Origin of the sequence: Tabrizicola sp. YIM 78059 (assembly GCF_004959785.1) — a bacterium.
Taxonomy (GTDB): domain Bacteria; phylum Pseudomonadota; class Alphaproteobacteria; order Rhodobacterales; family Rhodobacteraceae; genus Tabrizicola; species Tabrizicola caldifontis.
The window spans coordinates 17,139-30,809 of the sequence record NZ_SJZH01000007.1; the positions used below are offsets into that span (position 1 = coordinate 17,139).

The following is a 13,671-nucleotide window of genomic DNA, read 5'->3' on the forward strand; positions in this document are numbered from 1 at the left end:
GCCATGGCCAGCCAGCCCCGCGAAGCGCCGCGCAACATGCTTCTGCTGAAGCTGCTGCCGAATTTCGTCTCGATCCTCGCGTTGTGCGCCGGGCTGACGGCGATCCGTTATGCGATCGGCGGCAATGTGTCGATGGCGGTGCTGCTGATCGGGGTGGCTGCGGCGCTGGATGGTCTGGATGGCCGGCTTGCGCGAATGCTGAAATCGGAAAGCGCAATCGGGGCCGAGCTGGATTCGTTGTGTGATCTGGTGAATTTCGGGGTCGCCCCGGCGCTGGTCCTGTATTTGTGGGGACTGCGCCCGGAAAGCAGCTTCGGCTGGATCGCGGTCCTGGTCTATGCCGTCTGCTGCATGCTGCGGCTTGCCCGCTTCAACGTCGGCAGCCGTGCGGCAGGCGAGGCCGCCGAGAAAACCAGCTTCATCGGTGTGCCCTCGCCCGCCGGGGCCATGCTGGTGCTTCTGCCGATTTACCTGACCCGCGCGACCGAAGGCGCGCTTCAGTTGCCGCCGGCGATGACGGCGATCTGGATGATGACCGTCGGTGCCCTGATGATCAGCCGTGTGCGCACACCCTCGCTGAAGCGCATCACGATCGCTGCGGATTATGCCCGCTATGCCCTGGTCGGGGCCGTGGTGCTGGTCGCGGCGGTGCTGACCTATCCCTGGGTCACACTGACGGCAATGACATTGGTATATCTTTCGGGGATCCTTTATCTTTTCCTGCGAGGATTGCGCGTGCCGAAGGCGCCCACTGCCTGACGAGGGGCCGTTTCCTCTTGCATAACCTGCCGGGCTGCGCATTCTTGGGTTGAACGTCCAAGGGGAACAGACGCATGCAGGTAGAGGCCATCCAGAGGACCTACCGTCGCTGGGCACCGGTCTATGACCTGGCTTTCGGACGAATCACCCAAGGCGGGCGCCTGCTGGCCGCGCAGCATGTGAATGCGCAAGGCGGCGCGGTGCTCGAGGTCGGCATCGGCACCGGCCTCGCCCTGTCCTATTACAGCCCTAAGGTGCAGGTCACAGGCATCGACTTGTCGTCCGAAATGCTGCGCGCGGCCGAGCGGCGCGCGCGGACGCTGGGCCTGCGCAATGTTGCTGGGCTTTACCAGATGGACGCCCGAGCCATAGACCTGCCGGAGGCGTCTTTCGACCATGTCGCCGCGATGCACATCATGTCTGTCGTGCCCGAGCCCGAGCGCGTGCTGGACGAGATGGTGCGTCTTTGCCGGCCAGGCGGCTCGGTCCTGATTGCGAACCATTTCGCGGGCCGGGCCGAGGGCTGGCGCCTTGCCGAACGGCTGGCAGCGCCGCTTGCGAACCTTCTGGGCTGGCATTCCGACTTTCCCATCGACCGGGTTCTTGGCCACGCCGGACTGAAGCTGGAGGAACAGCGCCAGGTCCGCCCCTTCGGCCTGATGACCTTCCTGCGCTTTCGACGGCTTGCAGCATGACGCCGAATCTGACCTATTGCCTCTGACATGTCAGCGGAGGGTCAGGTCATGCAACCGGTCAGATGGGGTGTTCTGGGTGCGGCCCGCTTTGCGCGGGAACACATGGCGCCGGCGATTCATGCCGCCGAGGGCGCAGAGCTTGCCGCGCTTGCCACATCGGACCCGGCCAAGGCCGAAGGCTTCCGCGCGTTCTGCCCGACCCTTGCCGTGCATGACAGCTACGAGGCGCTACTGGCCGATCCGTCCATCGACGCGGTCTACATTCCGCTGCCGAACCACATGCATGTGGAATGGACGTTGAAGACCCTGGCCGCCGGCAAGCATGTGCTTACGGAAAAGCCAATCGCGCTGAAGGCGCGCGAGATTGACCAGATCATCGCCGCGCGCGACCGGACCGGACTTCTGGCGGCCGAGGCCTACATGATCGTCCACCATCCACAGTGGCAGCGCGCAAAGGAATGGTTCGAGGCCGGCGAGATCGGCGAACTGGTTCATGCCGATGTGGCCTTCAGCTTCAACCTGACCGAGGCCGGCAACATTCGCAACCGTCCCGAAACCGGTGGCGGCAGCCTGCGCGACATCGGTGTCTATACCTTCGGCTGCACCCGGTTCGTGACCGGGGCGGAACCCGTGGACCTGTCGGCCCGGGTCCGGCGCGAGAACGGGGTGGACGTGTTTGCCCAGGTGGCGGCGGTGATGGAGGGGCCGCGGGGTCGTTTCACCTATGGCTCGATGACGTCGATGCGCATGTACAACCGTCAGGTCGCAACCTTCCAGGGAACGAAGGGGATGATCAGGTTGGAAGGCGGCCCCTTCAACGCCAATGTCAACGATCTGGCCGAGATAGAGCTGCATCAGAACGGGAACCGGGTGATCGTCGAACGCTTTCCGACGGCAAACCACTACAAGCTGCAGGTCGAGGCCTTCTGTCGGACGGTGCGCGAAGGTGCCGCCTATCCCTGCCCGCTGGAATTCGTGCGCGGCACCCAGGCGATGATGGATCGGGTCTACGACGTGGCCGTGGATATCTGAACCGGCCGCCGTCGGGCCGAAGGCAAGGTGTAAACCTTTTCGACCCGGTTTTGCGAAAACTGCTCGACTTTCACGCTGCTGTGATATGGTCGGACCGAGGTTTGGCGCTGCCTCGTCTCGGGCGACTCGTCCCGGTGTTTCGCCAGTCGTCCTTTGCTGGTGGCCGTTGCCGCGCTTAGTTCGCCATGGTCTCTTCTGCCGGAAAGTCTGCCAATGTCCGAAGATCACGCAGTATTTCCCGGTCCGTTGGCTCCGCCGATCCTGCGCGCAAGGGACTATCTGGAACGTCGCGGACAACAGTTGCCGGTGGCGGCGCTGCGCATTCTGGCGCGCGAGGTGATTCTGCGGGTCTCGCGCGCCGGCATGCACATCGAGCGGCGGACGAACCTGTCGCTTCGTTCCGAGATCGACCTGCTGTGCGACGCCCTGTTGTCCCGCGACGAGACGGCGGCAGCAGATCTGGTGCTTCAGGCCCGGCTTGGGGGGATGCCGACCGATACACTGTATCACCTTTATATCGCCGGGGCCGTGCGCCAGTTTGGCGACCGTTGGGAAAGAGACGAGGCAACGGCAGCCCAGGTGATCATAGCAGCAGGGCGGGTCTATTCGATCCTGCGCGAGTTGCGTGCTGTCTTCATTTCCGAAAGCCTTCGTGCCCTGCGCGGGGCCGAGGCCGTGTTTGCCACGGTTCCGGGCGAAGTGCATGGCTTGGGGGTGACGATTGCCGCCGATACCCTGCGACGAAAGGGGTGGGATATCGCCCTGCGCGTGGGGCTGGAACACGAAGAACTGGTGGAAGAGATCGCCTCTCTCAAACCCAGCATGGTGGGACTTTCGGTGTCGATGCAAAGCAGGATCCTGCCCGCCGCGCGGCTGATCGTGGCGCTGAGGATGCGCTGCCCGCAGGTCTGGATCATTCTGGGCGGCACGATCGTTGCCGATGATCCCGAAGTCGCAAATGCGGTTGACGCAGATGCCGGGGCCAGGGACATCGAAGAAGGGGCGGCGCTGCTGGCCGGGCATCTGGACTATCTGAACGGGCTTGTCCGGTGACAGGTCTTCGGGCCGGAATGGTTTGATCTGCATCAGCGCGGTTGCCCTGTCGGCCGGGCAAGGTAACAATGGTCAGGGGCAGCGAACCGCCCCGTCTTCTAGCAGGAGGAAAGCATGAAAGCCCGACAGACCCTGTATCTTCTGGCCGCGGATCAGGATTTCCGCCTTCTGCGGGGCAGTCGTGGGGCTTTCACCGAACTTGCCCATCGCCGCGCCGATGAATTTCCCGATGTCGAGAACCCCTTTGGCTCGGAACCGTATCGCAGCCATGCCACCGGCGTGTCGTTCGGCACAAAGGAGCGCGGCGCGAACGAGGAGGAAGAACGCCGCCGCTTCGCCCGTCATGCCATCAGCGCGCTTGAAGCCGAATGGGCCAACGGCAATGACGACGGCATCGTCCTGGTCGCCGGCCCGAAGATGCTGGGTGTCTTGCGCGACCTGATGCCCAAGGCCTTGGCCGGCAAGGTCGTGTCCGAGCTGCCGAAGGATCTGGTCAAGACGCCGGTCCATGACCTGCCCGGCCATCTTGCCGATCTGCCGGGGGTCTAGGCCTCCATCGCCTCGAGTTCGTCGATGAACCCCGCGATCATCGACAGGCCCTTGTCCCAGAAGGTCGGGTCGCTGGCGTCCAGTCCGAAGGGCGCCAGCAATTCCTTGTGGTGCTTCGACCCGCCTGCCTTCAGCATGGCAAAATATTTTTCCTGGAAATCCGGCAGGCCGCCGGCATAGGCGGCATAAAGCGCGTTCACCAGCCCGTCGCCGAAGGCATAGGCATAGACGTAGAACGGCGAATGGACGAAGTGGGGGATATAGGACCAGAACGTCTCGTATCCGTCCATGAATTCGAAGGCGTCGCCCAGCGACTGGGCCTGAACGCTCATCCAAAGGGCGTTGATGTCGTCCGGTGTCAGTTCGCCCTGCGCTCGCGCGGCATGAAGTTTGCATTCGAAGTCATAGAAGGCGATCTGCCGGACGACGGTGTTGATCATGTCCTCGACCTTGCCAGCCAGAAGCGTCTTCTTCTCGGCCGGGGTTCTGGCCTGATCCAGAAGCCGCCGGAAGGTCAGCATCTCGCCGAACACCGATGCCGTTTCGGCCAGAGTAAGCGGGGTCGAGGCCAGAAGCTCGCCCTGACCGGCGGCCAGCACCTGATGCACGCCGTGGCCCAGTTCATGCGCCAGGGTCATCACGTCGCGCGGCTTGCCCAGATAGTTCAGCATCACATAGGGATGGACGGTGGTGACGGTCGGGTGCGCGAAGGCCCCCGGTGCCTTGCCGGGCTTTACGCCTGCATCGATCCAGCCCTTTTCAAAGAACGGCTTTGCCAAGTCCGCCATGCGGGGATCGAAGGCTGCATAGGCCTCGGTCACGGTCTTGCGCGCGGTGGCCCAGTCCACCGTCTTCGGGGTCTCGATCGGCAGGGGCGCGTTGCGGTCCCAGACCTGCAGCTTCTCAAGCCCCAGCCATTTCGCCTTCAGCCGGTAGTAGCGGTGCGACAACTTCGGATAGGCCGCGACTACAGCGTTGCGCAGGGCCTCGACCACCTCGGGCTCGACATGGTTCGACAGGTGGCGGGCATGTTGCGGCGTGGGCATCTTGCGCCAGCGGTCGTGGATTTCCTTTTCCTTGGCCAGCGTGTTGTGGATGCGGGTAAAGAGTTTGATGTTCCTCCGGAACACCTCGGCCAGCGCATGGGCCGCTGCCTCGCGCCGGGAACGCGCCGGGTCGGTCAGCAGGTTCAGGGTGGCTTCCAGGTTCAGCTCTTCGGGCTCGCCCTCGACGGCGAACATCAGCCCCGCCATGGTTTCGTCGAACAGCTTGTTCCAGGCGCTGGCGCCCACCACGCTTTCGTCGTGCAGGAAGCGTTCCAGCTCGTCCGACAGCTGGTGCGGCCGCATCGCGCGCATCCGGTCGAAGACCGGCTTGTAGCGGGCAAGGTCCGCGTTTTGCGCCAGAAGGCGGGCCAGGTGGTCGTCGTCCAGTCGGTTGAACTCGAGGCTGAAGAAGACCAACGGCGTGGTGGCATTGGTCACCCGGTCCTGCGCATTGCCCATGAACTGGGCGCGTTCGGGGTCGATGGTGTTCTGATAATAGCGCAGTCCGGCATAGGACATCAGCCGCCCGGCGATCACGTCGATGCGTTCGTATTCGCGCACGCAGGCCAGAAGCCCGGCCGCATCCAGCCGGCCGAGCTTGCCCTCATAAGTCGCTGCAAAGGCTGCACAAGCCCGTTCCAGTTCCGCCATGTCGGCGGCGAATTCCGGCGCATCGGGGGATGAATAGAGATCGGTCAGATCCCATTCCGGCAGATCGCCAAATCCCCCACCGCTGGTATTGGCATCGAAGACGGGCAGGGGCAGGGGCAGGGACATGGCAGACCTCCGGTGACGATTGCGGTTCATCTAGGGGCCTAGGGCCGGGATGTGCAACCCCGAGGGCTCTGCCGGGAACAGCACAGCCTGCCGCTTCGTCTTCTGGGCAGAGCGGCGCAAGGCGTGATGAGGTCATCGACGAACCTGCGCCGGGCTTATCCCGCAGCCCGTAGCAGAGCGCGCAACGACTCCAGCGTGTCGATCTCTTCCACACCCTTGTCACGGCGCCAGCGTAGCATGCGTGGAAAGCGAAGGGCGATCCCGCTCTTGTGTCGCTGGCTTTGCTGGATCCCCTCGAAGCCGATCTCGAACACCAGCTCGGCTGGCACCTTGCGCACGGGTCCGAAGCGTTCCAGCGTGTTCTGCTGCACCCAGCGGGTGATTTCCGCGAATTCGGCGTCTGTCAGGCCGGAATAGGCCTTGGTGAACGGCACGATGGTGTTGCCGTCTCGCACGCCGAAGGTGAAATCGGTGAACAGGTTCGCGCGCCGCCCGTGCCCGGCCTGGGCGTAGAGCATAACCGCATCGACCGAGAAGGGATCGAGCTTCCACTTCCACCAGTCGCCCCGCCTGCGTCCGGCGAAGTAGGCGCTGGTCGCGCGCTTCAGCATCACGCCCTCCGCGCCTTCGCCGCGGGCCGTGGCCCGGGTCGCGGCCAACGCCCCCCAGTCGGCGAAGGCGACCAGCGGCGAGGGTGCCAGCGGCAGGCCCGGGGGGAGCGCGGTCAGGATCGCCTCCAGCCGGGCGCGGCGGTCAGTGAAGGGCCGGTCGCGGATGTCCTCGCCCCGGTCCTCCAGCAGGTCATAGGCCAGAAGCCGCGCCGGGGCCTCGGCCAGAAGCGCCTTCGGCACCGTCTTTCGCCCGATCCGCCGTTGCAGCGCGGCAAAGGGCAGCGGCCGGCCCCGGTCCGCATCCCAGGCGAGCACCTCGCCATCGATCACCGTGCCGGCGGGCAGGAAATCGGCGAGCGGTGCAAGGTCGGGGAAGCGGTCGGTGATCAGCTCTTCGCCGCGCGACCACAGCGCAAAGGCGCAGGGCCGGGCGATCAGCTGGCCCCGGATGCCGTCCCATTTCCATTCTGCCAGCCAGCCGCCGGGCGGGCCGAGCGTTTCGGGTCCGCCCTCAAGCTGGCTGGCCAGCGCGAATGGATAGGGCCTGGCATCGCTACCGGCTTCCCCACTGATCAAGGTGGCAAAACTTGTGGTCGCAGGATCCCAGTCACCCATCAGGCGGTGGGCCAGGGTGGATTCCTCCACCCCGGTTGCCTGTGCCAGCGCCCGGGTCATCAGCCCCTGCGCCACACCCATGCGGAAGCCGCCAGTCAGAAGTTTGTTGTAAAGGAGGCGTTCGGTTGCGCCCAGTCCGGCCCAGACCGCCAGCACGGCGGCTTTGCGCGCCTCGGGTGGCTGGCCGGACAGCCGGACCAGGCCACGGATCGTCTCATCAAGCTTCAGATCGGCGGCGGCATCAGGCGGGGGCAGCAAGAGGGCGATGGTTTCGGCCAGGTCGCCCACCACGGCATAGCTTTCTTCGAACAGCCAGTCCGGGATGCCCGCCGCCTCGGCCGCCCACAGCCGCAGCTCGGTAGCAGTCACGCTGCGCCGCGGGCGCCGCCCGGTCAGAAGTGCCACGGTCCAGACCCTGTCGGCCTCGGGGGCATGCCGGAAATAGTCGGTCAGCGCCGCGATCTTGGCACCGGCCTTCGTGGTAGCGTCGAGCGCGGCGAAGAGGGCGGCAAAGCGTTTCATCCGACCACCGCGGTGTCCACCTCTGCTTCCGCCTCGTCTCCGAACCGGGTTTCGACGATCCCGGCGTCGTAGCCCCGGGTCTGAAGCCACTGCCGGAAGACCGCAGTGTATCCGTGGGTGACAAAGACACGTTCCGCCCCCGTGGCCCGGATCGCCGCATTCAGGCCCGGCCAGTCGGCATGGTCCGACAGCACGAAGCCCGTTCCAAGCGCACGACGCCGGCGGATGCCACGCACGGCCATCCAGCCCGAGACGAAGGCTTCTTCCGAAGGGCCGAGCCGGGCCGACCAGGCCGATCCCAGGGCCGCTGGCGGCGCGATCACGATGGCGCCGGGGTGGGTTTTCCCGGTCACCTCGGGTGTGACGCGGATCGTGGGGGGCAGGGGGTAGCCCTGATCACGCAGCACCTGCGTCATTTCCTCGACCGCGCCGTGGGTCAGGATCGGGCCCAGGTCGGGCAGGGCGGCCAGCAGCCGCTGCGCCTTGCCGAAGCTGTAGGCGCCAAGGATCGAGGTCTTGCCTTCGGCGGCGTTTGCGGCCCACCAGCGGGCGATCCGATCCATGGTCACAGGCTGGGGTTCCCAGCGGAAGACGGGCAGGCCGAAGGTGCATTCGCTGACGAAGGCGTGACAGGGGACGGGCTCGAACCCTTCGGCCAGACCGTCGGCTTCGGTCTTGTAGTCGCCCGAAACGACCCAGGTCTGCCCGCCCACGGTCACACGGATCTGGGCCGATCCCGGCACATGCCCCGCAGGATGAAACGAGACCTCGGCCCCGCCGATCACCCGCGTTTCGCCATATGCGATCCCCTCTGCGGTGATCTGGCCCAGCCGCTTGCGCATCACCGGCAGGGCCTGATGGGTTGCCAGATAGGCACCCATCCCCCAGCGGGCGTGGTCGCTGTGGCCGTGAGTGATCAGGGCACGGGCCACCGGGCGCCAGGGGTCGATGTAGAAGTCTCCCGCCGCGCAGTAGATGCCGCGATCGGTGAAGCTGAGGACGGGACCGGCCATGCCGGAAGGGTAGCACGCGCGGTTTGCCCCGCAAGAGAGGCGGCCGCTTCCCCCGGGGCTCAGCCCTGCGGACGGCCACGCGCGATCAGCTTGCGGAACCGGGTCCGGTTCTCGCTGACGAAATGGTCGAAGGCAGCGCCAAGTCCGCTTGCCCGTCCCTTCAGATAGGCCGCCCCCGCAAGGCCGGCAATCGCCGCGCCAAGCGCATTCACCATGATGTCGCTCATCGTGTCGTCCAGTCCCGACTTCTGCATGTTCAGGCCGAAGATCTGGTCCATCCCGTATTCGAACACCTCCCACAGGGCGCCAACGGTCATTGCGACGCAGAACGAAAGTACCCCGATCGCCCAGGGCGGCGCCGCATAGCGGTCGCCCTCGAACAGCATGAAGATCAGCAGGAAGCCCAGAATGCCGAAGCCCATGGCCGAACTTCCATGCAGCACCAGATCCCACCACCAGAGCCGGTTGTAAAAATCGTGCATCTCGCCAAGATAGATCGTGGACAGCACGAAGGCGGCGGCGGCGGCCAGGAAGCTGTTCGGCAGACGCAGACGCATCCGGCTGGCGACAAGCTGCGGCAGGAAAGTCAGCGCCAGGGCCGAGGTCGCGACAAAGATCGCCAGCCCGTTTCCGGTGACCACGCCGATCAGCGCCTCGGCACCGAGGAACAGGCGTATCGCGGTCAGAAGCAGTACGGAGGGCGCAGGCATCGGGGTTCCGGTTGGAAGGGCGTCAGACCTATATTGGGGTCATGGAGCCGGAGTCAAAGCCACAGCTGCGCGTTGCCACCTGGAACATCAGGGCCGGGCTGGGCACAGACCTGCGCCGGGACGCGCAGCGGGTGCTTGATGCAATCGCCGCGCTGCGCGCCGATATCCTGGCCCTGCAGGAGGCCGACTTCCGACTGGGCGCGCGCCCCTCGGCCCTGCCGCGCGACGAGATCACCGAGCGGACAGGTCTGCTGCCCCTGCCGGTCGGTCGCAACTCGGCCAGCATCGGCTGGCACGGAAATGCCCTGCTGGTCCGGCCCGACTTCCGTCTTGTCGGGCTTGAACGGCTTGACCTGCCCGGGATCGAACCGCGCGGTGCGGTGATCGCCGACCTGGACGGACCCGGTGCCTTGCGGCTGGTGGGTGTGCATCTGGGCCTGTGGCGGGGATCGCGCCGCAAGCAGCTGGACACGATCCGCGAGGCGGTTCTGCGTCACCCGGCGCGGCCGACCCTGATCCTAGGCGACTTCAACGAATATTCTCGGCGGGTCGGCCTTGGCCGCCTGACGCGCGCCTTCCGGCTGATGGATCCCGCGCCGACTTATCCCTCGCGACGGCCGACGCTGGCCTTGGACCGCATCGCCCATTCGCACGACCTGGAACTGGAACCCCTGGCCGTTCCCTGGCGGCAGGGGGTGCAGGTTTCGGACCACCTGCCCCTGCTGGCCCAGATGCGCTGGCTTTAGGCGGCTTGCGACAGGAGCGCCGGCGGGCAAGCCGTTTGTCCTCTTGTTGTCGGGTTGCGCCTTCTCCTCGGGGGCAAGGGGAGCTGCCCCTCGCGCTCACCAGGGTATTTGCGCAAGGAGCAAGTGCGGGATCGCCGAATGCCTGAAAAAAGGGCAGTTGGTCAGACGGCGGGCGGATTTTCCGTCCGGGGGGCTTTTCGCGGGCCGGGACCGCTGTTCTATTGGGCACAGGCGGGCCGGGGGTGACGGGTGGCGCAGTTCAACGAGATGTACCAGGGCACGGCGGTGCGGGCACCCTATGCGCGGCTGCAGGACTGGGTCGCAGCCATGCCGCAGGAACTGCGCAGCCTGAAGCAGGCCGAGGCCGAGGCGCTGTTCCGCCGGATCGGGATCACCTTCGCCGTCTATGGCGAGGGGGGCGACCCCGACCGGCTGATCCCCTTCGACATGTTTCCCCGCGTCTTTTCGGGCGCCGAATGGGCGCAGCTGGAAAAGGGAATCAAGCAGCGCGCGCGGGCGCTGAACGCCTTCCTCGTCGATGTCTACGGGCGCGGCGAGATCATCCGCGCGGGCCGCATCCCCGGGCGGCTGGTCTGGCAGAACGAGGCCTACGAGAAGGCGGTCGTCGGGTTCGTGCCGCCGAAGGGGGTCTATTCCCACATCGTCGGCATCGACATCGTGCGCACCGGCCCGGACGAGTTCTACGTCCTCGAGGACAACTGCCGCACGCCCTCGGGCGTGAGTTACATGCTGGAGAGCCGCGAGATCATGATGCGGATGTTCCCTGGCCTGTTCCGGGAAAACCGGATCGAGCCGGTGGACGGCTATTCCGAAAAGCTGCGCCGGACGCTGGCCAGCGTGGCGCCGAAGAAGTGCAAGGGCGATCCGGTGGTGGTGATCCTGACCCCGGGGCATTTCAACAGCGCCTATTACGAGCACAGCCTCTTGGCCGACCTGATGGGGGTGGAACTGGTCGAGGGGCAGGACCTGTTCGTGGATGGCGAGTTTGTCTACATGCGCACGACCGAGGGCCCGCGCCGGGTGGATGTGATCTACCGGCGGATCGACGATGCCTTTCTCGACCCCTTGTGCTTTCGCCCCGACAGCATGCTGGGCGTGCCGGGGCTGATGGACGTCTACCGCTCGGGCGGGGTGACGATCTGTTCGGCGCCGGGGGCGGGGGTCGCAGACGACAAGGCCGTCTACACTTACGTGCCTGAAATGGTGCGCTTCTATCTGGGGGAAGAGCCGATCCTGAAGAACGTGCCAACCTGGCAGTGCGGCAGGGCCGAGGATCTGGCCTATGTGCTGGACCACCTGCCCGACCTGGTTGTGAAGGAGGTGCATGGCTCCGGCGGTTACGGAATGCTGGTCGGGCCGAAATCGAGCCGCGAGGAGGTTGAGCGGTTCCGCGCGAAGCTGATCGAGGATCCTGGCAACTACATCGCGCAGCCGACGCTGGCTCTGTCCACCGTGCCGACCTTTGTCGAGGAAGGGCTGGCGCCGCGCCATGTGGACCTGCGCCCCTATTGCCTGGTGGGCGAGCGGATCGAACTGGTGCCCGGCGGGCTGACCCGCGTGGCCTTGAAGGAGGGGTCGCTGGTGGTGAACTCCAGCCAGGGTGGCGGGGTCAAGGATACCTGGGTGCTGGCGGAATGAGGGACGCCGGGCTCATGTCGCCGCAGTTTCCGGCCGGGCGGTGCCCCCCGTCCCCAGCCCTTCCCCACGCAGAGGGGATTGCCGCCAGGCAGGAGGTCCGCCCATGCTGAGCCGCACCGCCGACAACCTCTACTGGATCGCGCGCTACATGGAACGTGCCGATACTGTTGCCCGACTTCTGGAAGTGGGCAGCCGGATCAGCCTGATCCCGTCGGCCCACGGCTACCGCAGCGAATGGGACAGCCTGTTGCAGGCCAGCGGCATGGCTGCTGCCTTTGCGCAGAAATACGGCGACCCGGTGCAGCGCAACATCGAAAGCTTTCTCTTCTTCGACCGGGACAACCCCTCGTCGGTCGCAAGCTGCATCACTGCGGCACGGGAAAACGGGCGGATCGTGCGCACGGCGCTGACAAGCCAGGTCTGGGACGCGCTGAACACCGCGTTTCAGGAGCTGAAGCAGCTTGAACGCACCCCCCGGTCGGAACTGGAGCTGTCCCGCCTGACCGACTGGATCACCCGCCATGCCGCAATGGTGCGGGGGGCAATCGACGCGACGCAGCTTCGGAACGACGGGTTCAACTTCCTGAACATCGGCTATTATCTGGAACGCGGCGACAGCACGGCGCGGCTGATGGATGTGAAATACTATGTCCTTTTGCCTCGTGTGGATTTCGTGGGCTCGGGGCTTGACAACTACCAGTGGTCCACCCTGCTCCGCGCGATGGGGGCACAACGCGCCTTTCACTGGGCCTATGGCGGCGAAGTGACAGCGGCGAAGATCGCCGACTTCCTGATCCTGAACCCGCAGTCACCCCGGTCGCTGGCCACGTGTTCCGCGGGACTCGTGAATCATCTTGGCCGGATCGCAAAAGCCTATGGCCGCGAAACGCCGGCCCAGGCGAAGGCCCGGGCACTGCTGGCAGAAGTGGAAGGGACAACGGTTGATGCGATCTTCGACGAGGGACTGCACGAATACCTGACGCGCTTCATCCGCGATGTGTCCGACCTCGCGCTGTCAATCCATGATGCCTATCTGAGCGGGGAAATGCGCTGATGCGGCTGACGGTCGATCATGTGACGCGCTACAGCTATGACCATCCGGTGCGGTCAGTGGTGCAGAGCCACCGGCTGACCCCCTCGGTCTTTGCCGGACAGCAGGTCATCGACTGGGAGATCACGGTCAGCGAGGGCACTAAGGGTTCCACCCACCGCGACGGGGCTGGGGATCAGGTGCAGGGCTGGACCATTGCCGGGCCGGTCTCGGCTGTCGAGGTCCGGGTACGCGGCACGGTCGATACGACCGACCTTGCCGGCGTTCTGCGCGGACATCGCGAGACGGTCGCGCCCGAGGTCTATCTGCGCACGACCGCCCCGACCCGCGCCGATGTGGCGCTGGAAAGTCTGGCGCGGACTGTCGGCGATTCCGACCTGCTTTCCCTCGCCCATTCGCTGAGTACCCTGGTTTCCGAAGCGATCGCCTATCGCCCCGGCGTCACCCATGCCCATACCACCGCCGCCGAGGCGCTGGCGCTCGGCGAGGGCGTCTGCCAGGATCATGCCCATGCACTGATCGCAATGGCGCGGGTCCGCGGCATCGCGGCGCGCTATGTCTCGGGCTACCTCTTCGCCGCTCAGGATGGCACCCCGCACGAGGCGGCGCATGCCTGGGCGGAACTGCATGTTCCGGGGCTGGGCTGGATCGGCTTCGACCCCGCAAACCGCTGCTGCCCGGATGACCGCTATATCCGCCTTGGTTCTGGCTTCGATGCGCAGGATGCGGCGCCCATTCGCGGTGTCGCCCGGGGAGGGGCGCGGGAAGCTATGGATGTGACCGTTGCGGTCCTGCAAGCCGCCCAATAGGGTGGCGCGGGATCAAGGGGACGG

Annotated in this window: 13 protein-coding genes; 9 read left to right on the plus strand and 4 right to left on the minus strand. The window is 65.7% G+C overall.

Going from position 1 to position 13,671, the window contains the following annotated elements:
* Positions 1 to 3: 3 nt before the first annotated feature.
* The 5 genes from pssA to EZM81_RS10800 all read left to right on the plus strand — a co-directional run bounded on the left by pssA (position 4) and on the right by EZM81_RS10800 (position 4,088).
* Positions 4 to 759, plus strand: a complete 756-nt coding sequence (gene pssA / locus EZM81_RS10780; protein ID WP_136645715.1) for a CDP-diacylglycerol--serine O-phosphatidyltransferase — start codon at positions 4 to 6, stop codon at positions 757 to 759.
* A gap of 74 nt (positions 760 to 833) precedes the next feature.
* Positions 834 to 1,454 carry a class I SAM-dependent methyltransferase gene (locus EZM81_RS10785; protein WP_136645716.1) on the plus strand — a complete coding sequence of 207 codons (621 nt, stop codon included), beginning with the start codon at positions 834 to 836 and terminating at the stop codon, positions 1,452 to 1,454.
* Between the two features lie 48 nt (positions 1,455 to 1,502).
* Positions 1,503 to 2,486: a Gfo/Idh/MocA family protein gene (locus EZM81_RS10790; RefSeq protein ID WP_136645717.1), complete on the plus strand. Its 984-nt coding sequence runs from the start codon at positions 1,503 to 1,505 to the stop codon at positions 2,484 to 2,486.
* Positions 2,487 to 2,699: 213 nt separating this feature from the next.
* A complete protein-coding gene (locus EZM81_RS10795) occupies positions 2,700 to 3,539 on the plus strand; it encodes a B12-binding domain-containing protein (protein ID WP_136645718.1) in 840 nt (279 codons plus the stop codon).
* 114 nt (positions 3,540 to 3,653) lie between these two features.
* Positions 3,654 to 4,088 carry a host attachment protein gene (locus EZM81_RS10800; protein WP_135450290.1) on the plus strand — a complete coding sequence of 145 codons (435 nt, stop codon included), beginning with the start codon at positions 3,654 to 3,656 and terminating at the stop codon, positions 4,086 to 4,088.
* On the opposite strand, the gene EZM81_RS10805 is transcribed toward EZM81_RS10800, so the two are convergent.
* The 4 genes from EZM81_RS10805 to EZM81_RS10820 form a co-directional block, all read right to left on the minus strand.
* On the minus strand, positions 4,085 to 5,911 hold the full coding sequence (locus EZM81_RS10805) for a M3 family oligoendopeptidase (protein ID WP_136645719.1): 1,827 nt from the start codon (positions 5,909 to 5,911) through the stop codon (positions 4,085 to 4,087). The genes EZM81_RS10800 and EZM81_RS10805 overlap by 4 nt on opposite strands.
* A 155-nt stretch (positions 5,912 to 6,066) precedes the next feature.
* Positions 6,067 to 7,659, minus strand: a complete 1,593-nt coding sequence (locus EZM81_RS10810) for an ATP-dependent DNA ligase (protein WP_136645720.1) — start codon at positions 7,657 to 7,659, stop codon at positions 6,067 to 6,069.
* Positions 7,656 to 8,672: a ligase-associated DNA damage response exonuclease gene (locus EZM81_RS10815; protein ID WP_136645721.1), complete on the minus strand. Its 1,017-nt coding sequence runs from the start codon at positions 8,670 to 8,672 to the stop codon at positions 7,656 to 7,658. Before EZM81_RS10815 ends, EZM81_RS10810 begins: the two co-directional genes overlap by 4 nt.
* Positions 8,673 to 8,731: 59 nt before the next feature.
* Complete coding sequence (locus EZM81_RS10820; RefSeq protein WP_135450286.1) at positions 8,732 to 9,382, minus strand: hypothetical protein; 651 nt, start codon at positions 9,380 to 9,382, stop codon at positions 8,732 to 8,734.
* 41 nt (positions 9,383 to 9,423) lie between these two features.
* Here EZM81_RS10820 and EZM81_RS10825 point away from each other — a divergent pair, with 41 nt between their 5' ends.
* The 4 genes from EZM81_RS10825 to EZM81_RS10840 all read left to right on the plus strand — a co-directional run bounded on the left by EZM81_RS10825 (position 9,424) and on the right by EZM81_RS10840 (position 13,647).
* Complete coding sequence (locus EZM81_RS10825) at positions 9,424 to 10,128, plus strand: endonuclease/exonuclease/phosphatase family protein (protein WP_136645722.1); 705 nt, start codon at positions 9,424 to 9,426, stop codon at positions 10,126 to 10,128.
* Between the two features lie 267 nt (positions 10,129 to 10,395).
* On the plus strand, positions 10,396 to 11,787 hold the full coding sequence (locus EZM81_RS10830) for a circularly permuted type 2 ATP-grasp protein (protein WP_136645794.1): 1,392 nt from the start codon (positions 10,396 to 10,398) through the stop codon (positions 11,785 to 11,787).
* Between the two features lie 103 nt (positions 11,788 to 11,890).
* Entirely contained in the window at positions 11,891 to 12,841 is a 951-nt protein-coding gene (locus tag EZM81_RS10835) for an alpha-E domain-containing protein (RefSeq protein WP_136645723.1), read from the plus strand.
* Positions 12,841 to 13,647, plus strand: coding sequence for a transglutaminase family protein (locus EZM81_RS10840; protein WP_136645724.1), 807 nt, complete (start codon positions 12,841 to 12,843; stop codon positions 13,645 to 13,647). The genes EZM81_RS10835 and EZM81_RS10840 overlap by 1 nt, the downstream gene beginning before the upstream one ends.
* Positions 13,648 to 13,671: the final 24 nt, after the last annotated feature.

Coding starts and splice junctions, on each gene's coding strand:
- EZM81_RS10840 (WP_136645724.1), top strand. CDS start 12,841: ATGCGGCTGACGGTCGATCATGTGACGCGCTACAGCTATGACCATCCG.
- EZM81_RS10790 (WP_136645717.1), top strand. CDS start 1,503: ATGCAACCGGTCAGATGGGGTGTTCTGGGTGCGGCCCGCTTTGCGCGG.
- EZM81_RS10800 (WP_135450290.1), top strand. CDS start 3,654: ATGAAAGCCCGACAGACCCTGTATCTTCTGGCCGCGGATCAGGATTTC.
- EZM81_RS10830 (WP_136645794.1), top strand. CDS start 10,396: ATGTACCAGGGCACGGCGGTGCGGGCACCCTATGCGCGGCTGCAGGAC.
- EZM81_RS10815 (WP_136645721.1), bottom strand. CDS start 8,672: ATGGCCGGTCCCGTCCTCAGCTTCACCGATCGCGGCATCTACTGCGCG.
- EZM81_RS10835 (WP_136645723.1), top strand. CDS start 11,891: ATGCTGAGCCGCACCGCCGACAACCTCTACTGGATCGCGCGCTACATG.
- EZM81_RS10795 (WP_136645718.1), top strand. CDS start 2,700: ATGTCCGAAGATCACGCAGTATTTCCCGGTCCGTTGGCTCCGCCGATC.
- pssA (WP_136645715.1), top strand. CDS start 4: ATGGCCAGCCAGCCCCGCGAAGCGCCGCGCAACATGCTTCTGCTGAAG.
- EZM81_RS10810 (WP_136645720.1), bottom strand. CDS start 7,659: ATGAAACGCTTTGCCGCCCTCTTCGCCGCGCTCGACGCTACCACGAAG.
- EZM81_RS10785 (WP_136645716.1), top strand. CDS start 834: ATGCAGGTAGAGGCCATCCAGAGGACCTACCGTCGCTGGGCACCGGTC.
- EZM81_RS10825 (WP_136645722.1), top strand. CDS start 9,424: ATGGAGCCGGAGTCAAAGCCACAGCTGCGCGTTGCCACCTGGAACATC.
- EZM81_RS10805 (WP_136645719.1), bottom strand. CDS start 5,911: ATGTCCCTGCCCCTGCCCCTGCCCGTCTTCGATGCCAATACCAGCGGT.
- EZM81_RS10820 (WP_135450286.1), bottom strand. CDS start 9,382: ATGCCTGCGCCCTCCGTACTGCTTCTGACCGCGATACGCCTGTTCCTC.